23 protein-coding genes are annotated in these 19,100 nt (G+C 70.2%); 12 read left to right on the forward strand and 11 right to left on the reverse strand.

Going from position 1 to position 19,100, the window contains the following annotated elements:
- The 4 genes from ACQE3L_RS00095 to msrB all read left to right on the forward strand — a co-directional run bounded on the left by ACQE3L_RS00095 (position 1) and on the right by msrB (position 3,668).
- Positions 1 to 1,062, forward strand: coding sequence for a DUF7973 family transport facilitator (locus ACQE3L_RS00095; RefSeq protein ID WP_426961775.1), 1,062 nt, complete (start codon positions 1 to 3; stop codon positions 1,060 to 1,062).
- Positions 1,063 to 1,210: 148 nt separating this feature from the next.
- Positions 1,211 to 2,383, forward strand: coding sequence for a Cdc6/Cdc18 family protein (locus ACQE3L_RS00100; RefSeq protein WP_426961776.1), 1,173 nt, complete (start codon positions 1,211 to 1,213; stop codon positions 2,381 to 2,383).
- Positions 2,384 to 2,494: 111 nt separating this feature from the next.
- Entirely contained in the window at positions 2,495 to 3,178 is a 684-nt protein-coding gene (locus ACQE3L_RS00105; RefSeq protein WP_426961777.1) for a phosphoglycolate phosphatase, read from the forward strand.
- A gap of 46 nt (positions 3,179 to 3,224) precedes the next feature.
- Complete coding sequence (gene msrB, locus ACQE3L_RS00110; RefSeq protein WP_426961778.1) at positions 3,225 to 3,668, forward strand: peptide-methionine (R)-S-oxide reductase MsrB; 444 nt, start codon at positions 3,225 to 3,227, stop codon at positions 3,666 to 3,668.
- Between the two features lie 12 nt (positions 3,669 to 3,680).
- Here the strand turns inward: msrB and ACQE3L_RS00115 are convergent, their stop codons facing one another.
- A complete protein-coding gene (locus ACQE3L_RS00115) occupies positions 3,681 to 4,454 on the reverse strand; it encodes an MBL fold metallo-hydrolase (RefSeq protein ID WP_426961779.1) in 774 nt (257 codons plus the stop codon).
- Between the two features lie 83 nt (positions 4,455 to 4,537).
- The gene (gene ligA, locus ACQE3L_RS00120; protein WP_426961780.1) at positions 4,538 to 6,385 is read right to left on the reverse strand and encodes an ATP-dependent DNA ligase LigA; all 1,848 of its coding nucleotides are present in this window, start codon (positions 6,383 to 6,385) and stop codon (positions 4,538 to 4,540) included.
- 137 nt (positions 6,386 to 6,522) lie between these two features.
- On the opposite strand from ligA, the gene ACQE3L_RS00125 reads away from it, so the two are divergent.
- Complete coding sequence (locus ACQE3L_RS00125) at positions 6,523 to 8,085, forward strand: glutamate-cysteine ligase family protein (RefSeq protein ID WP_426961781.1); 1,563 nt, start codon at positions 6,523 to 6,525, stop codon at positions 8,083 to 8,085.
- 95 nt (positions 8,086 to 8,180) lie between these two features.
- On the opposite strand, the gene psmB is transcribed toward ACQE3L_RS00125, so the two are convergent.
- Positions 8,181 to 8,903 carry an archaeal proteasome endopeptidase complex subunit beta gene (psmB, locus tag ACQE3L_RS00130; protein WP_426961782.1) on the reverse strand — a complete coding sequence of 241 codons (723 nt, stop codon included), beginning with the start codon at positions 8,901 to 8,903 and terminating at the stop codon, positions 8,181 to 8,183.
- 299 nt (positions 8,904 to 9,202) lie between these two features.
- Here psmB and ACQE3L_RS00135 point away from each other — a divergent pair, with 299 nt between their 5' ends.
- Entirely contained in the window at positions 9,203 to 10,483 is a 1,281-nt protein-coding gene (locus ACQE3L_RS00135) for an RNA-guided endonuclease InsQ/TnpB family protein (RefSeq protein ID WP_426961783.1), read from the forward strand.
- 50 nt (positions 10,484 to 10,533) lie between these two features.
- On the opposite strand, the gene ACQE3L_RS00140 is transcribed toward ACQE3L_RS00135, so the two are convergent.
- Positions 10,534 to 10,704 carry a hypothetical protein gene (locus ACQE3L_RS00140; protein WP_426961784.1) on the reverse strand — a complete coding sequence of 57 codons (171 nt, stop codon included), beginning with the start codon at positions 10,702 to 10,704 and terminating at the stop codon, positions 10,534 to 10,536.
- Between the two features lie 346 nt (positions 10,705 to 11,050).
- Between ACQE3L_RS00140 and ACQE3L_RS00145 the strand changes: the two genes are divergently transcribed.
- Together ACQE3L_RS00145 and ACQE3L_RS00150 are read left to right on the forward strand one after the other, a co-directional pair.
- Positions 11,051 to 11,422, forward strand: coding sequence for a DUF555 domain-containing protein (locus ACQE3L_RS00145; RefSeq protein ID WP_426961785.1), 372 nt, complete (start codon positions 11,051 to 11,053; stop codon positions 11,420 to 11,422).
- A gap of 131 nt (positions 11,423 to 11,553) precedes the next feature.
- Entirely contained in the window at positions 11,554 to 12,093 is a 540-nt protein-coding gene (locus tag ACQE3L_RS00150) for a CBS domain-containing protein (RefSeq protein WP_426961786.1), read from the forward strand.
- 15 nt (positions 12,094 to 12,108) lie between these two features.
- Here the strand turns inward: ACQE3L_RS00150 and ACQE3L_RS00155 are convergent, their stop codons facing one another.
- From ACQE3L_RS00155 to ACQE3L_RS00170, 4 genes are all read right to left on the reverse strand, one after another.
- Positions 12,109 to 13,062: a mechanosensitive ion channel family protein gene (locus tag ACQE3L_RS00155; protein ID WP_426961787.1), complete on the reverse strand. Its 954-nt coding sequence runs from the start codon at positions 13,060 to 13,062 to the stop codon at positions 12,109 to 12,111.
- Complete coding sequence (locus ACQE3L_RS00160) at positions 13,062 to 13,307, reverse strand: YhbY family RNA-binding protein (RefSeq protein ID WP_058366849.1); 246 nt, start codon at positions 13,305 to 13,307, stop codon at positions 13,062 to 13,064. Before ACQE3L_RS00160 ends, ACQE3L_RS00155 begins: the two co-directional genes overlap by 1 nt.
- A gap of 119 nt (positions 13,308 to 13,426) precedes the next feature.
- Complete coding sequence (locus ACQE3L_RS00165) at positions 13,427 to 13,702, reverse strand: ribonuclease P protein component 4 (protein WP_426961788.1); 276 nt, start codon at positions 13,700 to 13,702, stop codon at positions 13,427 to 13,429.
- A 138-nt stretch (positions 13,703 to 13,840) separates the two neighbouring features.
- Positions 13,841 to 14,296 carry a hypothetical protein gene (locus ACQE3L_RS00170; RefSeq protein ID WP_426961789.1) on the reverse strand — a complete coding sequence of 152 codons (456 nt, stop codon included), beginning with the start codon at positions 14,294 to 14,296 and terminating at the stop codon, positions 13,841 to 13,843.
- A 307-nt stretch (positions 14,297 to 14,603) separates the two neighbouring features.
- Here ACQE3L_RS00170 and ACQE3L_RS00175 point away from each other — a divergent pair, with 307 nt between their 5' ends.
- On the forward strand, positions 14,604 to 14,903 hold the full coding sequence (locus ACQE3L_RS00175; RefSeq protein ID WP_426961790.1) for a DUF3892 domain-containing protein: 300 nt from the start codon (positions 14,604 to 14,606) through the stop codon (positions 14,901 to 14,903).
- 263 nt (positions 14,904 to 15,166) lie between these two features.
- Here the strand turns inward: ACQE3L_RS00175 and ACQE3L_RS00180 are convergent, their stop codons facing one another.
- A complete protein-coding gene (locus tag ACQE3L_RS00180; RefSeq protein ID WP_426961791.1) occupies positions 15,167 to 16,144 on the reverse strand; it encodes an aldo/keto reductase in 978 nt (325 codons plus the stop codon).
- A 102-nt stretch (positions 16,145 to 16,246) separates the two neighbouring features.
- Positions 16,247 to 16,444 carry a hypothetical protein gene (locus ACQE3L_RS00185; protein WP_058366845.1) on the reverse strand — a complete coding sequence of 66 codons (198 nt, stop codon included), beginning with the start codon at positions 16,442 to 16,444 and terminating at the stop codon, positions 16,247 to 16,249.
- Positions 16,445 to 16,548: 104 nt separating this feature from the next.
- Here ACQE3L_RS00185 and ACQE3L_RS00190 point away from each other — a divergent pair, with 104 nt between their 5' ends.
- From ACQE3L_RS00190 to ACQE3L_RS00200, 3 genes are all read left to right on the forward strand, one after another.
- Positions 16,549 to 16,773, forward strand: a complete 225-nt coding sequence (locus ACQE3L_RS00190) for a zinc ribbon domain-containing protein (RefSeq protein WP_426961792.1) — start codon at positions 16,549 to 16,551, stop codon at positions 16,771 to 16,773.
- Between the two features lie 2 nt (positions 16,774 to 16,775).
- Positions 16,776 to 17,027, forward strand: a complete 252-nt coding sequence (locus ACQE3L_RS00195) for a DUF8143 family protein (protein ID WP_426961793.1) — start codon at positions 16,776 to 16,778, stop codon at positions 17,025 to 17,027.
- A 75-nt stretch (positions 17,028 to 17,102) separates the two neighbouring features.
- Entirely contained in the window at positions 17,103 to 18,647 is a 1,545-nt protein-coding gene (locus tag ACQE3L_RS00200; RefSeq protein ID WP_426961794.1) for a cryptochrome/photolyase family protein, read from the forward strand.
- Between the two features lie 123 nt (positions 18,648 to 18,770).
- Here the strand turns inward: ACQE3L_RS00200 and ACQE3L_RS00205 are convergent, their stop codons facing one another.
- Complete coding sequence (locus ACQE3L_RS00205) at positions 18,771 to 18,965, reverse strand: cold-shock protein (RefSeq protein ID WP_426961795.1); 195 nt, start codon at positions 18,963 to 18,965, stop codon at positions 18,771 to 18,773.
- Between the last annotated feature and the right edge of the window lie 135 nt (positions 18,966 to 19,100).

A 19,100-nucleotide genomic window follows, 5' to 3' on the forward strand; every position in this document is an offset into this window, starting at 1 on the left:
ATGTTCGACCTCCTGCTCCAGGTTCCGCTCCTGGACGTGACCGTCGAGCGGTTCCTCGTGTTGGTGATCGCGGCGATGGCCGGCGGGGCCTTCGGCGCCGCGCTCGGTGCGCTGCCGTCGTTCATCTTCACCGGCTTCGTCGTCTTCCTCGGCGAGGGGATCGCGATCCTCCAGCGCGAGTTCGACGCCATCGAGGCGGTCCCCGACGGCGAGCTCGCCGCCGGCATCACGGGCGTCATCGGCTTCGGCATGGTGACCGGCCCGCACGTCGCCTTCGCGGGCGGCGTGGCCGCCACGGCGTACGCGGCCAAGAAGTACCCCGAGATGGAGCCCGAGGGGTGGGACTACCACTTCGGGAAGAACATCCTCTACGCGTTCGGCACGAAGCCGGACATCCTCGCGGTCGGCGCCGTCACCGGCGTCGCCGGGATGCTGATCGCCCGCCTGCTCGGCGCGGTCGGGTTCCCGAGCGACCCCATCGCCATCTCGGTCGTCGCGACGGCGCTGCTGGCGCGGGTCGCGTTCGGCTACTCGCTCGTGGGGTCGCCCGGCGGCGACGGCTTCCTCGACATGACGCCGTTCGCGCGCGGCGAGACCCGGGCCATGACCGACGGCGGGAAGGAGGCGCTCGTCACCGAACCGTGGCTCCCCCACCAGTACAAGTGGTCCGGGGTCGCCACCATCGGCCTGATCGGCGGGGTGCTCGGCGGCTACCTCTGGCTGGAGACGGGGAGCATCTTCCTCGGCTACGCCATCTCGGCGATGAGCCTGCTGTTCCTGAACCTCGGCGTGGAGAAGATCCCCGTGACCCACCACATCACCCTCCTCGGATCGACCGCGGCCGTGGTCGTCGCCGCGATGACCGGCAGCGCGCCGGTCGTCCTGGTCGCGGCGGGGCTGGTCGGCGCCCTGAGCGGTCTCCTCGGCGAGGCCACCCAGCGCCTCTTCTACGCGCACGGCTCCACGCACGTGGACCCGCCGGCGATGGCCATCGCGATCCTGATGCTCGTCATCGGCGTGCTCGCACTGGTCGGCGTGCTTCCGAACGCCGGCTACCTCTGAGGGCGATGCCGACGCCCGGTCCCCGTGCCGTCGCGAGTCGTCGCGTCGGTCACGCTCCCCTCCGATCCCCGACCGCTCGCGGGTGCGCGACCGCGATTCTTTTGACCGGGGGGCGACGAGACGCTGACGACGCCGACGCCATTCCGCCATGAACATCGACGCACGGATCGACCGACGACGCCGCGGCGACGACGGCCAGCGGCTGGTGCGCGACTACACGGCGATCGCTCCCACCGCGCACGCGGACGAGCCCGTCGACCGCGGCCCCACGCTCGAGCGGATCCTCGACCACCTCGACCCGGCCTTCGAGGGGACGATCCCGCCGAACGCCTACGTGCACGGCCCGGCCGGCTCCGGGAAGTCCGCGGTCGTGACGGCGCTTTTCGATCGGCTCCGACGGACCTCCGCCGAGACACGGACGGGGATCCACACCAGCACGCGCGCGGTGCCGACGACGCTCCCGCAGTTCGTCCGCGTCGACATGCGCGAGACGACCAGCGCGTTCGGCTTCTACCGCGCGGTGCTGGACGGCGTGGTCGAGGAGTCGGTGCCCGGCCACGGCGTGAGCACCGACGAGTTGCGCGACCGCCTCCGCGAGACGCTGACCGGGACGCCGGGGGCCGTCGTGGCGGTCGACCACGTCGACGACCCGGAGGCGGACGACCGGCCGGACCCCGTCGAGTTATTCGCTGGCCTGCCGAGCAACGCGAGTTGGCTCGCCGTCGGGCGGACGCCGCCCGCGGAGACGTCCCTGTCGGAGTACACCGCGACGACGCTCGCGGTCGACCGCTACCGCCAGCAGATCCTCGTCGACATCCTCACCTCGCGAGCGTCTTCGGGGCTCGCGCGCGGGGCGCTCGACCACTCGCTCGCCCGCCGGATCGCCGAGTGGGCCGACGGGGACGCCCACGACGCGCTGACGGTGCTGTTCGTCGCGGCCGTCCGCGCGGACCGCGAGGGCGGGACCCGGCTTTCGGAGGCGGACGTCAACGCCGCCATCGCGGAGATGCCGGAGCCGTGCGCGGCGCTCGGCCGCGTCCTCGCGCTGCAGGACAACCGCCGCGCCGTGTTGCGCGCGCTCGTGACCCTCGACGAGGACGAGCGCGCGTCGGTCACCGAGACGACTGAGGCCATCGCGGCCGACCCCGACGTGGACCTCTCCGCGGGGACGGTCAAGCGGTTCCTCTACGAGCTCGCGGAGGCGGGGATCATCGCCCGCGTGCGCGCCGAGGAGGCGAGCGGGCGCGGCCGCCCGCCGAGCCGCGTCGAACTCCGGTTCCCGCCCACCGCGTTCCGGCGCCTGGACGACCTGCGGGAGTGACCCGCGGCCGGCGATCAGGAACACGGCGCGCGGCCGGGGTGGTTGCGGGGGCGTCTCCGACGCCGCCGCGCGGGCGCAAGGTAGTTGCCGCGGCGGCCGCGATGTTCGGCCATGGTTCCGCCCCTCGTGCTGGACATCGACGGGACGCTGACGACGCCGGAGCACCGCGTCGACCGTCGGGTCTTCGAGTTGCTGCCCGGCTGGGACGCGCCGGTGGTGTTCGCGACCGGGAAGTCGTTCCCCTATCCGGTCGCGCTCGCGCACTTCCTGGGACTGCCCGAGAACGTGGTCGCCGAGAACGGCGGCGTCGTGTACGCCGACGGCGAGACGACGCTCGCGGGCGACGCGGAGGCCTGCTGGGAGGCGGTCGAGGAGTTCCACCGCCGCGGCGGCGACCTCGGATGGGGGACGCGCTCGACGGTGAACCGCTGGCGCGAGACGGAGGTGGCCGCCTCGCACGACGCCGACGAGGACCTGCTCCGCGAGGTCGCCGCCGGCTACGACCTGGAGGTCGTGGACACGGGCTACGCGTACCACGTCAAGACGCCCGGCGTGAGCAAGGGCGCCGCCTTCGAGACGCTCTGCGAGACGCTCCGGGTCGACCCGGAGCGGTTCGTCGCGGTCGGCGACAGCGTCAACGACGTCTCGACGTTCGCGGTCGCGGGCGAGTCGTACGCGGTCGCCAACGCCGACGAGGCCGCCCGCGAGGCCGCCGACCGCGTGCTCGAGGCGGGCTACATGGACGGCACCGCGGCGGTGCTGGAGGCGCTGCGTGAGGGCGCGGCGGGGCCGTGACCCGTGCGCCGCAAGGGCCTTGCGGGCACGGCCCGTAGGGCCGGCCATGAGTGACGCGGACACGGAGACCGGCGACGGACCCGCGGACGAGGTCCCGGAGAGCGAGGCCGACTGGCGCGAGCGGCTGACCGACGAGGAGTACCGCGTGTTGCGCGAGGCGGGCACCGAAGCCCGGTTCTCGGGCGACTACGTCGACCACGACGAGGACGGGATCTACCGGTGTAAGGCCTGCGGCGAGGTGCTGTTCGAGTCCGAGACGAAGTACGACTCCGGCTGCGGCTGGCCCGCCTTCTACGCCGCCGAGGAGGAGTCGGTGACCACGCGGAAGGACACCAGCCACGGGATGGTTCGGACGGAGGTCAGGTGTGCCGACTGCGACTCCCACCTCGGGCACGTCTTCGACGACGGCCCCGAACCGACCGGGAAGCGCTTCTGTATCAACTCGGTGGCGATGGAGTTCGACGAGGGGCCGGCCGGCGAGGACGCGTAGCGCCGCGAACCGCTACTGATTCGCGGACCGCTCGTCCAGCGCGACGGCGACGCTCCGGACGGCCACATCCGCGGCGAACGCCTCGCCGTCCGCCTCCAGTTGCTCGAACGTGTCGTAGTGGATCGGGACGACCAGCTCCGGCCGCATCGCGTCGGCCAACTCGGCCGAGGCCGCCTCGTCCGAGACGATGCCACCCCCGCCGATGTTCGCGAGGAACAGGTCGACGTCCAGTTCCGCGAAGCCGTCGAGCGCGTCGGAGTCGCCCGGCCAGAAGAGGCGCTTGCCGCCGAGCGCGACGAGGAAGCCGCAGCCGAGCCCCTTCGGATGCGTGACGGTGCCGTCCGCGCTCGCGTTCGGCCCCTCGGGGTCGTTGTACGCCGGCACCGACCAGACCGTCGCGTCGGGGTCGACCGTGCCCGCGTCCGCGGACGCGTCACCCGCCGCACCGGCGGCCGCGACCTCCAGTTCGTCCTCCTCCTCGACGCGGACGACCTCGTAGTCCGCCGCCAGGTCGGCGATCGGCTCCACGTCGCGGTCGATGCCCGCCGGGTCGACGCCCTCGTAGATCACCAGCGTCGCGTCCTCGCCGGCCACCGACCGGATGCCGTCGCTGTCGTAGTGGTGGTCGTGGGTGACGAGCACGAGGTCGCCGTCCTTCGCCCAGTAGTCGTCGAGGACGCCGTAGCGGCCGGGGTCCGTGTAGCAGACGTAGCCGTCGGGCGTCTCGACGCGTGCGGTCGCGTAGCCGAGCCAGTCGACGGTGAACCCGTCGTAGCGAACCGTCATGTGCGCCCCTGCGCGGGCGACCGCCTTGAGGGTGGCCATCCCGGCGGCGGACGACCGCTCGACGACGAGGGCGCCGGGCTCCGTCAGTCGCCGGCGTCGCCGGCCAGCCGCTCGACGCGCGCCAGCGAGTCCGCGTCGACGGGGTCCTTGTCCGCGCGGACCTCCACGAACCGCGGGAACCGGAGCGCGTAGCCCGACGAGTAGGTGGGCGAGCGCTGGATCTCCTCGTAGCCGACCTCGAAGACGACCGCGGGCCTGATGTCGACCTCGGTGCCCGACTCCGCGAGGACGTGCGGTTCCAGCAGGTCGGTCAGCTCCTCCAGTTCCGCGTCGGTAATGCCGGTCGCGACCTTGCCGATCGTCTCGTAGGCGTCGGCTCCTCGGTCCCTGCCGTCTCCGCCGTCCCCGCCGCTGCTCCCTCCCGCCCGGACCGACAGTTCGAACGTCCCGAGCAGTGAGGCGCGCCGCCCCTCGCCCCACTCCGCGCCGGTGACCACGAGGTCGAGCGTCTCGACGTCCGGCTTGCGCTTGAGCCAGTTGCGCCCGCGGTCGCCCGGCGTGTACGCCGCGTCGGGGTCCTTCAGCATGATCCCCTCGTGGCCCGCCTCCAGCGCCGCCGCCTCGACGGCCGCGATCTCGTCGGGGTCGTCGGTCACGGTCACGTCCGCGGCCGCGTCGGGCAGGAGCGCGGCGAGACGGTCGTGGCGCTCGCGGAGCGGCGCGTTCACGAGGTCGTCGCCGTCGGCGTGCAGGCAGTCGAACGCGTGGAGGCGGAGCTCCACCTCCTCGCGCATCCGGTCCACGTCGTGCTTCCGTCGGAAGCGGCGCAGGACCTCCTGGAACGGGAGCGGGTCGCCCGCGTCGTCGACCGCGACGACCTCGCCGTCGAGGATGACCGGCACGTCGACGCGCTCCGCGACGTACTCGACGATCTCCGGGAGGGCGTCGGTCACGTCGTCCATGTTCCGGGAGTAGAGTGCCGGCCCGAGCGCGTCGCCCGTCTTCGTCCCCTCTTCGACCGCGGGGTCGTAGTGGACCTGCACCCGCGCGCCGTCGAACTTGGTCTCGACGGCCGCCTCGCCCCACTCCTCGAGCGCGTCCGCGGCCGTGCCCGCCTGCGCGAGCATCGCCTGCACGGGGCGACCCACCTCCAGTCCCTCCTCGTCGAGGCCCGCCGCGCCCTCCTCGCGGGCCAGCACCGCGACGCGCCCGTAGTCGTTGGTCACCTGAAGCGCGCGCTCGACGGTCGCAACTTCCTCGTCGGTGGCGTGAACCACCGGCTCGTCGGACCCCTCTTCGGGGGCCGCCGCGTCCCCGGCCGACAGAAACGCCTCGGAGATCGCGTCCCGGACGGCGCCCTCGCCGACGCCGAGGCGCATCTCGCCGAGCACGAGCCGGGCGATGAGCTTCGCCTCCGCGGGCTCCGAGCGGTTGAACAGGCCGAACAGCGCGTCGCGCTTCGTGGACTCGCTGCCGGCGCCCGAGGCCGCCGCGAGGGCCCGCAACTCGGCGTCGACCTCGGCGACGGTCAGCCCGGCGCCGGCCGTCGCTCCGCCGCCGCTCCCCGCTCCGTCACCGCCGTCCGCTCCGTCACCGCCGCCCGCGAACGCCGCGAGGCCGCGCTGGCCGCCGAAGTCGTAGTCGGCGGCGACGGCGCCGATCTCCCCCAGCTCCGCGAGTGTGGTCTCCACGTCGGCCGCGTCCACGTTCGGGCCCGCGGCCCGTGCGATGGCCTCGTAGCAGAGCGCCGGCCCCACGTCCAGCGTCCGGGTGTCGTGGGCCGGGAAGACGCGTCCGAGCAGGAAGCGGGTGACGGTCGGGAGGTCCGGGCCCGCCTCCGCGAGCAGGTCCGCGACCAGCGCCACCGTCTCCAGGTCCGCGGGCTCGGCTTCCAACTCCTCGGCGCGGGCGGCGAACGCGGCGAACTCCATACGGTCGCCCTCGGCCGGCGGGGCCCAAAAGCGCCCCGATGGTGGGCGGTCGCGCCGGCCCGCGCGACCGTGACGCCCTCCCGCGAGCGCCGCCTCGGCCGCCGTCATTTATAAGCTCGCGGCCGCACGGGACGGGCATGAGCACCGAGCCCGACCTCGCGGCCCGCGTGCGTGCGGCGCTGGACGTGGACGCCGAGGCGTTCGCCGACCGAGCGGCCGCGGAGGCGGAGCTTGTCAAACAGCACCTCCGCGACGGCGCGTTCGACAACCACCAGTCCATCGTCGGCTTCGAGTACGAGTTCTACGCGGTCGCGGACGGGCGGTGGAGCGAGGAGTCGCGCGCGGGCGACTACGCGCTGATGCGCGTCCCGCGCCGCCTGCTGGAGCTGATGGGGTTCGAGAAGGAGCTCGGGCTCCACAACGCGGAGATGTCCACCAGCCCGCAGCCGCTCTCCGACCACGGGCTGGAGTCGCAGGAGGCGGAGGTCCGCGCGCGCCTCGCCGCGGCGCTCGCGCCGGCCTCCGCGGAGGGGATGCGGCTCGTCTCGGACGGGCTCTGGACCATCCCGCCCGCCGGCGAGGGGGCCGCCGAGTACCTCACCGACAGCGTCGACCTCGACGGCGTCACCGTGGCGACGAACATGAGCGCCGCCGACCGCTACCACGCGATGGCCAACGACTCCGCAGAGGCGAACGCGGACGCGGGGGAGGTGACGCGGCTCGAGGCGCCGGGCGTGAGCCTCACGGCGGACACCGTGATGCCCGAGAGCCTGATCACCTCGATCCAGCCGCACTATCAGGTGGCGCAGGCCGCCACGCTCCCGAAGCACTTCCGGTACGCGCTCCGCGTCGCGGCCCCGCTACTGGCGCTCGGCGTCAACTCGCCGTTCTTCCCGCCGGAGCTGTACGACGACGACTGGCGCGAGGACCCCGAACGCGTGCTCGCCGAGGGCGCCCACGAGAACCGCGTCCACGTCTTCGAGTCGGTGCTCAACGGACGCACCGAGGCCGACAAGGTTCGGTTCCCGCGCGACCTGGAGACGGTCGAGGAGGCGGTCGACCGCGTGGCGGCCGACGAGACCATCGTCCCGATGCCCGTCTCGGAGGGTGACCGCTTCGACGACGAGTTCGCCACGTTCCGGCTCAAACACGGCACCTACTGGCGCTGGGTCAGACCGGTGTTCGAGGGCGCTTCGCGCTCGTCCGCGAACGCGCGGATCGAGTTCCGGCCGGTGGCCGCACAGCCCACCGTCCGCGACTCCGTGGCGTTCCAGGCCGCCTTCGCCGGCCTGATGGAGGGGTTGCCACACCGCGAGCATCCGGTCATCGAACTCCCGTGGGAGACCGCCCGCGACAACTTCTACGCGGTCGTGGCTGACGGCATCGACGCCGACATGCAGTGGGTCGACGCCGAGGGGCGACACACGGAGGCCAACGAGGCCATCTACGACGACCTGCTCGACGCGGCGGAGGCCGGACTGCGCGACGCGGGGTGCTCCTTCGAGGAGGCGGCCCGCTGGCTCGCGCCCCTGCGCTGGCGCGTCGAGCGCTGGACGACGCCCGCCGGCTGGAAGCGCGACCGCTTCCGCCAGGCGGTCGCGGACGGCGCCTCGGTCGACGAGGCGGTCCACGCCGCCCAGCGCGCGTACATCAGGAAGCAGACGGACACCCTCATCGAGGGCAGCCTCGCGGACTGGTGAGGTCGCGGACCCGGCGTCTCGCGTTCCGGACTATTTCGACGAGCGTCGCGCTGGTGGACGGGCAAAAACGGAGAGAGAACGAACTTTTTCGCGGCTTACAGCAGCTCGTCGAACTCCTTGTGCCGGGTGACGTCGACGCCGTCCTCGGTGACGACGGCGACGTTGATCCCGTTGCCGGAGGCGAGGTCGCGCTCGACGGCGGACTTGATCGCCTTCGCGGCGACGGTCGTCGCCTCGTCGACGGTGAGGTCCTCGCGGTGCTCCTGCTCGAGGACGCCGAGCGCGTACTGGGAGCCGGAGCCGGTGACGGTGTACTCCTCCTCGGTCGTACCGCCGAGGGCGTCGATGGAGTAGATGTGGGAGCCCTCCTCGTCGACGCCGCCGAGGATCGGCTGGACGACGAAGAACGCGCCGGAGCGGAGGAGGTTCCCGGTCAGCGTGGAGAGCGCCTGCATGGACATGTCCTTGCCGCGGCGGGCCTCGTAGAGGCTTGTCTCGGCCTTCAGCGTGGAGATGAGGTTCTGCGCGGCCGAGACCGAGCCCGCGATGGTGAGCGCGCCGGTCGGGTGGACCTGCTCGACCTTCTGAACGTCCTTCGAGGAGACCATGCCGCCGAGCGAGGCGCGCATGTCGGTCGCAAGCACGACGCCCTCGGCCGTCTTGATGCCGACGGTCGTCGTCCCCGTCTTCATGCCCTCGCCCTCGCCGGCGGAGGCGGCGCGCTGCTCGCTCTGGTCGAACTCGCCGAGCTCCGGCCCGAAGACCGGCTGGTCGACGTCGGAAAGCTCGCCGCTGAGATCGCCTGTCGGTGTTCGCATTACCGTCTCGTTAGCCCGGCGCGCTGATAAAGGCAACCCTTCGGCCCCTCGTTGCCCCTTCCGCGAGGGGGACGTAAAACCGATAGACAGAACCGTGTCAACGGGGGCAAACGGGGGCACCGCCGCCTCACGAGTCGCCGGATCGTGACCGCTTACGGAGAATCGAGGAGAAAGCCCCGCCCTTTAGGGCGGGGATGAATCCGACAATACCGGTCACGAACGGCCGTTCGAGGGCACGGGAGGATATTCCACGCTGCGTAATCCATACTTTCAAATCGATTTGTCTACATAGATTATGTATGGCGAAACAGGTCGTCACCCGCACCTATACTGCGTCCATCAGGAACCAGTCACGGGTGCAAGACGACCTGGATTCGCTCGGATTCGCTGCCTCGAAACTCTGGAACGTCGGACGGTGGACGTGTGACCGCGTCTGGTCAGAGATTGGTCACATTCCCAGTCACGCAGAACTCACCGCGTACCTCAAAAGCCACGAACGCTATGATGACCTGCATTCTCAGTCAAGTCAGCGAGTCCTCCAAGAACTCGCTGAGGCGTTCGACGGCTGGTACGGGAAGCGACGCACTGGAGACGCGAGCGCGAACCCGCCCGGCTACCGCAAACACGACGACGACCATCCACGAAGCACGGTCACGTTCAAAGCCGCTGGCTTCAAACTCGACACCCAGTACGACCGTGTTCGACTTTCCAAAGGGTCGAATCTCAAGGAGTACTGGTCGGACTTCATCCTCTGTGAATACCAGACTCGCCCCGACGTTGACCTCTCGACCGTAGAGAGCGTCCAGCAAGTCAGGGCCATTTGGACGGGGGATGAATGGGAACTACACTTTGTGTGTAAGGTCGAAATCGACGTGTCCGAAGCCCGCGGCGAGAAGACTGTTGGTGTCGATCTCGGCATCACCAACTTCGCTGCACTCGCCTACGAGGACGGCCACGCCGAGCTGTACCCGCTGAACTGTCTGAAGCAAGATGACTACTACTTCAGCAAGCGGATCGCTCGATGTGACGACTCGAACTCCGAGCAAGCCACGCGGCTGAATCAGAAGAAGTCAGCTCGCCGCACCCACTATTTCCACACGCTCTCGAAACACATCGTTCAGCGATGCGTCGAGAAGGGTGTTGAGACGGTTGTGGTGGGCGATCTCTCCGGTATCCGCGAGGATGATGAGAACGGCGAAGCGAAGAACTGGGGCAAACACGGCAACCTCGACCTGCACTCATGGGCGTTCGACCGTTTCACCGATCTCCTCGAATACAAAGCAGAGATGCAAGGCATCTCGGTTGTGGAGAAATCAGAGCGAGATACGTCGAAATCGTGTTCCTGCTGTGGTCGTGAACGTGACGCGAATCGTGTTGAGCGTGGGCTGTACGTCTGTGATGCGTGTGGGATGGTGGCGAACGCAGATGTGAACGGTGCAGAGAACATTCGACAGAAGGTATCTCCGAGTCCCGCCACGGATGGCGGCGATAGGAGTAACGGCTGGTTGGCACAGCCATCGACATTCCTGTTTGACAAGGAGACTGGTGCGTTCGCACCTCAAGAACGGGTCACGTCGTAAACCACAATATCCCAACGCGGGAATCCTCGCCCTTCAGGGCGGGGAGGATGTCAATCCGCGGCGCGCTCGTAGGCCGCGCCGGTCGCCTCGACGAGTCGCCGGATCGCGGACGGAACGCCGGAGCGGCGCGCGGCGAGCGCGAGCGGGAACAGCGCGATCCCGACCGCGACCGTCAGCTGGTGTAGCCCGAACATCGCGGACTGGTACGCACGGGTGAACATTGGGTCTCTACCATCAGGGATCGACCGCCGTACATAAGGGTATCGGAGCGTCAGACGGGCGCACGTCGCCGCAGGCGTGTGGTTTTCCCGTTCCCGGTCATCCAGCGCCGCCCCGGCCGGGTCCCGGTCGCGAACCCGGTGCGAGGGCGAAGCGTGTCGGTCCCCAAGGCAAACGTATCGATAACTTATGAAGATGCGCGGGGACTCGTGCGCCTATTCGACGGCCGCGGACGACGCGAGCGAACGCACGCGACTCGGCGCGACCGATGGAACCCCCGGTCGGTCGGCGACCGTTCCGCGCGGGCGAACCACAAGACACGAAACCCCGCGCCCCTTCGAGTCGGGTATGAGCAACTATCTAGTCGCCATGGAGGCGGCGTGGCTGGTGCGGGACGTCGAGGACGCCGACGACGCGATCGGCGTGGCGGTCAGCGAGGCCGGGAAGCGTCTCAACGAGACCGACAAGCAGTACGTCGACGTGGAGGTCGGCGTGACCGGCTGTCCCGCCTGCGGCGAGCCGTTCGACGCGACGTTCATCGCGGCGAGCACCGCGCTCGTGGGACTTCTCCTGGAGATCGAGATCTTCAACGCCGAGGGCGAGGAGCACGCCTCCCGCATCGCCAAGAGCGAGGTCGGCAGCGCGCTCCGCGACGTGCCCCTCGAGGTCATCGAGGTCGTCGAGACCGAGGCCGACGCCGACGCCGACGAGGCCGAGTAACGCCGTCGACCGCCGCCGAGCTACGGATTCGGTCGTCGCCGGCGCGAGCACGCGAGCCCGGGCCGCCGTCGACGCCACGCAGGTCCGGCCGCCGTCGAAACCTTTTCAATTACCCCGAGTTATCTCGGGATATGGAACTTCCGACGCCGCAGGACCTGCGGGAGCGCCGCAACGCGCTCGGGCTCACCCAGAGCGCGCTCGCGGACGAGGCCGGCGTTTCGCAGCCGCTCATCGCGCGCATCGAGGGGGGCGACGTGGATCCCCGGCTCTCGACGCTCCGCTCCATCGTCAACGCGCTCGACGAGGCGGAAGGCGAGGTCGTCCGCGCCGAGAACCTGATGAACGAGACGGTGATCAGCGTCGCGCCGGACGACGCGGTCCGGGACGCGGTCGACCTGATGGAACAGGAGGCGTACTCCCAGCTCCCGGTGCTCCAGAACGGCATCCCGGTCGGCTCGATCAGCCAGGGCGACGTGGTCCACGCCGGCGAGGACGTGGGCGACCACCCCGTCAGCGAGGTGATGAGCGAGTCGTTCCCGACGGTCGCGCCCGACGCCACCGTCGACGAGGTCCGCAACCTGCTGGACCACTACAAGGCGGTGATGGTCACCGACGGCGGCGAGACCGTCGGGATCATCACCGAGGCCGACATCGCGGCGCAGCTCTCCTGAGGCCGCTCGCGACCGCTACTGCTCGGCGGAGAAGGCGTCCGGTTCGCTCCAGGCGTCGCGGCCGGAGACCGTCCGCTGCGGGAACGGGAAGGAGATGCCCTCCTCGTCGAACCGCTGTTTGACCGCCTTCACGTAGTCGGCGCGGGTCTTCACGAAGTCCGCGCGCGAGGGGTTCTCGATCCAGACGCGGGACTGCAGGCCGACGTAGGAGTCAGCCAACTCGTTGAGGCGGACCGAGGGGGCCGGGTCGCGCAGGATCTCGTCGTGTTTCTCGGCCTCCTCGATGATGATGTTCGTCGCCGCGTCGATGTCGTCGTCGTAGTCGATGCCGAAGACGAACTTCAGCCGGAGGGTGTCCTTCGCGACCGGATTCTTCACGACGCCGCTGGTCAGTTCGTAGTTCGGCACCGTCAGCAGTTCGTTGTCGAACGTGCGGACGCGCGTGACGCGGAAGGAGATGTCCTCGACGATGCCGGAGTTGTCGCCCCACTCGACCCAGTCGCCGATGCGGAACGGCTTGTCCGTGTAGATGAACACGCCCGAGACGAAGTTGCGGATGATGTCCTGCATCGCGAAGCCGATGGCCAGCGTCGCCGCGGCCGCGATCGTCGCCATCGACTGCAGGAAGTTTCCGTAGCCGGCCAGCCCGAACGCGACCGCGATGCCGGCGAAGAGCACGCCGACCGTCGCGATCCGGTTGAGCGGTTTGCGCGCGTGCGGCTTCAGCCCCTTTCTGTCGAGCAGCCGGTCGACGAGCGGAGAGAGTACCGACTTGTTGAGGACGTAGACGGCCGCGAGCACGCCGACGAAGACGAGAAACGACGCGATAGGCGCCGCGAGGGTCCCGCCGAGATAGGGCGTCAGCGCGTCCGCAACCGGCTGCACCTGTGCCGGAACCGCGCCGAGCGCGTCGCCGGCGGCCGCACCGCCGGAACCGCTGACCGCACCGCCCGCCGCACCGATCCCCATCAGTGGAACACCGCCGTGTTGCCACGCGTCTCCACCAGCTCGGCGTCGACCCGGTCCGCGAGGTCGGCCGCCAGTTCCTCGGTCGTCGTCCCGCCGCGGGCCGCCCGCAGGAACTTCGCTTTCACCAGTTTTCGGTCGTCCAGCTGGTCCGCCAACTCGTCGACGACTGCCTCGACGCCGCCCTTACCGACCCAGACGGTCACGTCGAGGTCGTGCGCCTCCTTTCGGAGTTGCTGATCGGTCATACGCGGTCAAGAGGGCGCGGCGCATTGAAGCTTGAGGTACGCGGCCGCGAGCGACCCGTCGCCCGCCGTCCGCGAGGCGGTCCACGAGGCGGTCCGTCCGCGAGGCGCCCCGAGCCGACTCAGAAGGGGTACCTGTCGGTCGCGCCGCACTCCAGACACCGCACGACGACGTGTCCCGGCTGCGTGCGGAAGCGTCCCGTGACCCCCGGCCGCAGATACACGTCGCAGTCGTCGCAGGTCCGCCGCGTGAACGCCCGCGGGAGCCCGCAGCGGTTCCGCTCCGCGATGCGGCGGGCGAGGCGAACGTACTCGCGCGAACGGTCGAACTCCCCGTCGACGACCGCCTCCCGCGCGAGCGACAGGAGCCGCTCGATGCGCTCCTCGGGAATGCCCATACGCGAAGCGCGCGACCGGACGGGAAAGGCGTTGCGAACGCGGGCGTCCCGCCGGACGCTCGCGGCGCTCGGGATCATCTCGAAAGGCCGGCGTCGGCGACCGACGCCGAGAAAAACGCGTCGCGGACCGCGGCCGCGCTACTGGTCTTCCAGCGCCTGCGCGATGCGCTGTAGCTGCCGGGTCGCGTCGCGGACCTCGTCGCGGAGCTGGCGCACCTCACGCACGAGCTCCTCGTTGCCGACCGACTCCTCGCCGCCGCGCTCGCCGCGAGCGCCGCCCGGACCGCCGGGACCGCCGCCCATCCCCGGCGCGCCGCCCGGCCCGCCGCCACCGCCCATGCCCGGCGGGCCGCCACCGCCGCCCATCATGCCGGACATCATCTGTGCGAAGGGGTTGCCCCCGCCCATACCGCCGGGGCCGCCCTCGCCGCCCATCATCTCCTCGGGGCTGGGCTGCTCGCCCTCCTCGCGTTCCTGTTCGCGTCGTTCGCGGATCTCCTCCACGCGCTCGCGGAAGGATTTCTCCTCTCCGTCCTCGCCGTCGGCGGCGTCGCCGGCGTCGTCGCCGGACTCGGCCGGTTCGTCGTCTGCCATACCCCCCGGTTGCGTCTCGGGTCCGAAAAGGGTTGGCTTCGACCTTTTTCTGCGTCGGGTTCGCGCGGCGCAAGCGCCGCGCTCACCGCTCCTTGAAAAATGTCGATCAAAAAGGGCCGCGGTCGGCGCTACGGGCGCTTCGCGCCCTCGCGCCGCCGCGGTACCACCACCTCGACACATAACCGCACCGCCACCGCACCAGCACCGCCACCGCACCAGCACCGCGGCCGCCACCGCACCAGCACCGCCACCGCACCAGCACCGCACCGCCACCGACCTTATGAGCCTCACGGCCGAGGTGCCCGGTATGACCGACTTCGACGCGGACTACGTCATCACCCACGTGCGCTACGTCGGCCACCACATCGACGCGGTCCGACGACACCGCCCGGCCGACGACGGCCTCGGAGACCCCGTCGAGGTCCCCCGCGGCGCGGTCGTGCAGGACCTCGACCTCGGCCTCGACTATATGACCGCCTTCCACGAGAACGGCGACTGGATCCCCGGTGACGAGGTGATCACGTACCACGCCGACGGCGAACGCTTCATCCGCACCACCGGCGACGACCACCCCGAGGACAACCTCTCGGGACTGCCCGAGTTCTGAAACTCGACCTTTTTCTGCGTCGGGTTCGCGCGGCGCAAGCGCCGCGCTCACCGCTCTCCCCGAGCTCCGCTCGGGGATCAGCGAGACCCAACGGGTCTCGCAAGCCTTGAAAAATGTCGATCAAAAAGGGGCCGCGGTCGGCGCTGCGGGCGCTTCGCGCCCTCGCGCCGCCGCGGTACCACGACCTCAACACATAACCGCACCGCGGCCGCGTGGTGACGGAAAAGCGCCGTTCCGGCCGGTGTCCCGTAACCCGAATCCGCCTACTCGTGGCCCGAGACGGGGACCGGCTCGTACGGCTCCTCCAGCCATTCCACGTCCGAGTCGGACAGGTCGATGTCGAGCGCCTCGACCGCGTCCTCCAGGTGCTCCACGCTCGTGGTCCCGACGATGGGCGCGTCGACCCAGTCCTTGTGGAACAGCCACGCGAGCGCGATCTGGGCCATCTTCACGCCCTTCTCGGCCGCGAGTTCCTCCACGCGAGCGTTGATCGACCGACCGCCCTTCTCGCGGTAGGGGTGCTCGTACATGTGCTCCTCCGTCTGCCCGCGCAGGGTCGCGTCGATGTCGTCGTCCGGGCGCGCGAGGTAGCCCCGGGCGAGGGGACTCCACGGCATCACGCCGACCCCCTCCTTCTCGCACAGCGGGAGCATCTCGCGCTCCTCCTCGCGGTAGACGAGGTTGTAGTGGTTCTGCATCGTGACGAACCGCTCGAGGCCGAGGCGCTCACTCGCGTGGAGCGCGTCCGCGAACTCGTGGGCCCACATCGAGGAGGCGCCGACGTACCGCGTCTTCCCGCGTCGCACCGCGTCGTCGAGCGCGCGCAGCGTCTCCTCGATGGGCGTGTCGTGGTCGTAGCGATGGATCTGGTAGAGGTCCACCGTGTCCATCCCCAGCCGGTCCAGCGAGTTGTCCAGCTCCTGCTCGATGGCCTTCCGGGAGAGGCCGCCGGAGTTGGGGTTCCCCTCGTCCATCTGGAAGTACCCCTTCGTGGCGACCACGAACTCGTCGCGGTCGTAGCCGGCGAGGGCCTCGCCGAGCACGCGCTCGCTCTCGCCGTCCGAGTACATGTTGGCGGTGTCGAAGAAGTTCACGCCGAGGTCGACCGCGCGCTCGACGAGCTCCCTCCCCTCCTCCTCGCCGAGGACCCACTCGCGCCAGTCCGGGTCGCCGAAGCTCATACAGCCGAGACAGATCCGCGAGACCTCCACGCCGGTGGACCCGAGGGTGGTGTACTCCATGGGTACGCGGTCGGCCGCGGGGACCAAAAATCGGTGGGCCGGCGGAGCGGTTGCCGGTGGTCGGCGGCGCCGTGCGCGCGAGCGCCGTCGCCGCACTCCGCCCTACTCGTTCTTGAACGACGCCGTGTAGACCATGAACGCGCCCGTAACGAGCACGAACGAGAGGAAGGTGACGAGCGCGAGGACCGTGGCGACCGGCTCCAGCGGGACGAGGAACTGCTCGCCGGTCGTGTCGAGCACGAGCACCGCCAGCAGGGCCGACACGAGCGCGAGCAGCCAGTTCGTGATGATGCTGTCCATACCGGGCCGACGCCGGCCCGCGTGAAAAAGGTGCGCGGCCGCCGGACGGAGGGGGCTCGTCCCGCCGATACGGTTTAGTGGGTCGCCCGCGCAGTCGCGTCCGCATGCCCTCCACCGAACACGCGCACGGCGACGGTGGCTGTCCCAAGTGCGGCCACGACGAGGCCGAAGTCGGCTCCATCTCCACGACCGGGAGCGGCCTCAGCAAGATGTTCGACATCCAGACCAACAAGTTCCGCGTGGTCTCGTGTACGGACTGCGGCTACTCGGAGCTGTACCGCGACTCGGCCTCCGCCGGGAGCACCATCGCGGACGTGTTCTTCGGCTGACCGTGGCGGAGGCCGCCCTCCTCATCGCGGTCCTGCTCGCGCTCGTCGCGCCCCTCGTCCTGTACGCGCTGGTGCGCGACGAGCACGAACGCGACCGGGAGACGGTCGACGGCTGGGACGAGGCCGAACGGACCGCGCGCAAGGACGCGGACGCCGCCACCAGCGTCGACGCCGACGCCGCGCGCCGGGACCCCGACGCCGGCGCCGAAACCGACGACGGAGTCGAGAAGAACGGCTGGGGTCGCCGGGACTGAGCCCCGAACGCGGGAGGCGAGCCGCGGGGTCCGACCCGCCACCGCGTATTTGTCGGTGGCGCTCGCAGCGAACGTATGACGCTGCTGCTGCTCGGCGACCAGCTTTCACACGACCTCGCGGCGCTCGGGGAGGCCGAGGACGTGCTCATGATCGAGTCGCGCGCGTTCGCGGCGCGCAAGCGCTACCACGCGCACAAACTCACCCTCGTCTTCTCCGCGATGCGGCACTTCCGCGACGAACTCCGCGAGCGGGGCCGCGCGGTGACGTATCTCCGGGCCGAGGACTTCGCCGAGGGGTTCGACCGGTTCGCGGCCGAGCGCGAGGATCCGGACCTCCGCCTGATGCGTCCGGCGAGTCACGGCGCGGGCGAGCGCCTGCGGGAACTGGCCGCCGAGCGCGGCATCGACCTCGAACTGCTCCCCAACGAACTGTTCGTCACGACGCCCGACGACTGGCGCGCGTGGGCCGGCGCGGACGCCGACGACCCCGACGCGACGTTCCGACAGGAGGACTGGTACAGACACGTCCGCCGCGAGACGGGCGTGCTGATGGAGGAGGACGCCGACGCCGCGGACGGGGATCCGGAGCCGCGGCCCGCGGGCGGCGCGTGGAACTTCGACGAGGAGAACCGCGAGACGCCGCCGGACGACTGGGCCCCGCCCGAGCGCGCGACGTTCGAGCCGGACGCCCTCACCCGCGAGGTCCACGATTGGGTGACGGCGGCGTTCGAGACGTGGGGCGCGTCGTCGATCGACGACTTCGCGTGGCCCGTGACCGCCGCGGAGGCGGAGGCGGCGCTGGAGAGGTTCGTCGCCGAGCGCCTGCCCGCGTTCGGCGACTACCAGGACGCGATGGTGGAGGGGGAGCCGTGGCTCGCGCACTCGCTGCTGTCGCCCGCGATCAACCTCGGTCTCCTCGACCCGATGCGGGCCGTGCGGGCCGCGGAGGACGCCTACGAGCGCGGCGAGGCGCCGATAAACGCGGTCGAGGGGTTCGTCCGCCAGCTCCTCGGCTGGCGGGAGTTCGTGCGCCACGTCTACCGGGCCGCGATGCCGGAGCTGGCCGACGCGAACCGACTCGATAACCACCGGGACCTCCCGCCCGCGTTCTGGGACGGCGAGACGGAGATGACGTGCCTTTCGGAGGCGGTCGAGCACGTCCGCGCGTTCGGCTACGCGCACCACATCGAGCGCCTGATGGTGCTGTCGAACTTCGCGCTGCTGTACGGCGCCGACCCCCACGAACTCAACGAGTGGTTCCACCTCGGCTTCGTCGACGCGTACCACTGGGTGACGACGCCGAACGTCGTCGCGATGGGGTCGTTCGCGACCGACGCCCTCTCCTCGAAGCCGTACGCCTCCTCGGGGAACTACGTGAACGAGATGAGCGACTACTGCGCCTCGTGTCCCTACGCCGTCTCGCGGACGACCGGCGAGGGCGCCTGCCCGTTCAACGCGCTCTACTGGGACTTCCTGAAGGAGAACGAGGAGACGCTCCGCGGCACCGGCCGCATGGGCCTGATGTACAACCACGTCGACGACAAGGACGACGAGGAGTGGGCCGCGATCCGGGACCGCGCCCGCGAGGTGCGCGAGCGGGCCGCGGCCGGGGAGTTGTAGTGCCGCGGCCGGGGAGCTGTAGGGCCGCGCACATCGCGGCCACGGAGGGTTCCCCGACAGCGCGGCCGCTCCGCGGGCAAGAAAACGCGGGACTCGTCAGTGTGCCGATGCGCCGAGGTCGAGCTATACTCGAGTGAGGTTCGTCGCGCGTGGCCCCTTGTCGGCCTGATCGATGTCGAACTCCACTTCCTGTCCCTCCTCGAGATCGGGGCCGCCCACGTCCTCCATGTGGAAGAACACGTCCTCGTCGGCGTCCTCGGTCTCGATAAAGCCGTAGCCTCCGGTGTCGTTGAAGAAGGCAACCGTTCCTGTCGCCATCGCGTCTCAAGCAACGCGGAACCCGACCATAAACGTTTGGGGGATGGTAGCACGGGAGTTCGACGGTCGACAGCCATCCCGAGACAGAAACGTAAAAATCTCGCCGACAGAGTTTCGGTTCCAAAATATCCTGCA

The organism is Haloparvum alkalitolerans, from assembly GCF_050122995.1.
GTDB classification, from domain to species: domain Archaea; phylum Halobacteriota; class Halobacteria; order Halobacteriales; family Haloferacaceae; genus Haloparvum; species Haloparvum alkalitolerans.

Coding starts and splice junctions, on each gene's coding strand:
- ACQE3L_RS00100 (WP_426961776.1), top strand. CDS start 1,211: ATGAACATCGACGCACGGATCGACCGACGACGCCGCGGCGACGACGGC.
- ACQE3L_RS00150 (WP_426961786.1), top strand. CDS start 11,554: ATGGAACTTCCGACGCCGCAGGACCTGCGGGAGCGCCGCAACGCGCTC.
- ACQE3L_RS00125 (WP_426961781.1), top strand. CDS start 6,523: ATGAGCACCGAGCCCGACCTCGCGGCCCGCGTGCGTGCGGCGCTGGAC.
- ACQE3L_RS00170 (WP_426961789.1), bottom strand. CDS start 14,296: ATGGCAGACGACGAACCGGCCGAGTCCGGCGACGACGCCGGCGACGCC.
- ACQE3L_RS00105 (WP_426961777.1), top strand. CDS start 2,495: ATGGTTCCGCCCCTCGTGCTGGACATCGACGGGACGCTGACGACGCCG.
- ACQE3L_RS00095 (WP_426961775.1), top strand. CDS start 1: ATGTTCGACCTCCTGCTCCAGGTTCCGCTCCTGGACGTGACCGTCGAG.
- ACQE3L_RS00185 (WP_058366845.1), bottom strand. CDS start 16,444: ATGGACAGCATCATCACGAACTGGCTGCTCGCGCTCGTGTCGGCCCTG.
- ACQE3L_RS00180 (WP_426961791.1), bottom strand. CDS start 16,144: ATGGAGTACACCACCCTCGGGTCCACCGGCGTGGAGGTCTCGCGGATC.
- ACQE3L_RS00205 (WP_426961795.1), bottom strand. CDS start 18,965: ATGGCGACAGGAACGGTTGCCTTCTTCAACGACACCGGAGGCTACGGC.
- ACQE3L_RS00175 (WP_426961790.1), top strand. CDS start 14,604: ATGACCGACTTCGACGCGGACTACGTCATCACCCACGTGCGCTACGTC.
- psmB (WP_426961782.1), bottom strand. CDS start 8,903: ATGCGAACACCGACAGGCGATCTCAGCGGCGAGCTTTCCGACGTCGAC.
- ACQE3L_RS00135 (WP_426961783.1), top strand. CDS start 9,203: ATGGCGAAACAGGTCGTCACCCGCACCTATACTGCGTCCATCAGGAAC.
- ligA (WP_426961780.1), bottom strand. CDS start 6,385: ATGGAGTTCGCCGCGTTCGCCGCCCGCGCCGAGGAGTTGGAAGCCGAG.
- ACQE3L_RS00165 (WP_426961788.1), bottom strand. CDS start 13,702: ATGGGCATTCCCGAGGAGCGCATCGAGCGGCTCCTGTCGCTCGCGCGG.
- ACQE3L_RS00200 (WP_426961794.1), top strand. CDS start 17,103: ATGACGCTGCTGCTGCTCGGCGACCAGCTTTCACACGACCTCGCGGCG.
- msrB (WP_426961778.1), top strand. CDS start 3,225: ATGAGTGACGCGGACACGGAGACCGGCGACGGACCCGCGGACGAGGTC.
- ACQE3L_RS00155 (WP_426961787.1), bottom strand. CDS start 13,062: ATGGGGATCGGTGCGGCGGGCGGTGCGGTCAGCGGTTCCGGCGGTGCG.
- ACQE3L_RS00115 (WP_426961779.1), bottom strand. CDS start 4,454: ATGACGGTTCGCTACGACGGGTTCACCGTCGACTGGCTCGGCTACGCG.
- ACQE3L_RS00190 (WP_426961792.1), top strand. CDS start 16,549: ATGCCCTCCACCGAACACGCGCACGGCGACGGTGGCTGTCCCAAGTGC.
- ACQE3L_RS00145 (WP_426961785.1), top strand. CDS start 11,051: ATGAGCAACTATCTAGTCGCCATGGAGGCGGCGTGGCTGGTGCGGGAC.
- ACQE3L_RS00160 (WP_058366849.1), bottom strand. CDS start 13,307: ATGACCGATCAGCAACTCCGAAAGGAGGCGCACGACCTCGACGTGACC.
- ACQE3L_RS00140 (WP_426961784.1), bottom strand. CDS start 10,704: ATGTTCACCCGTGCGTACCAGTCCGCGATGTTCGGGCTACACCAGCTG.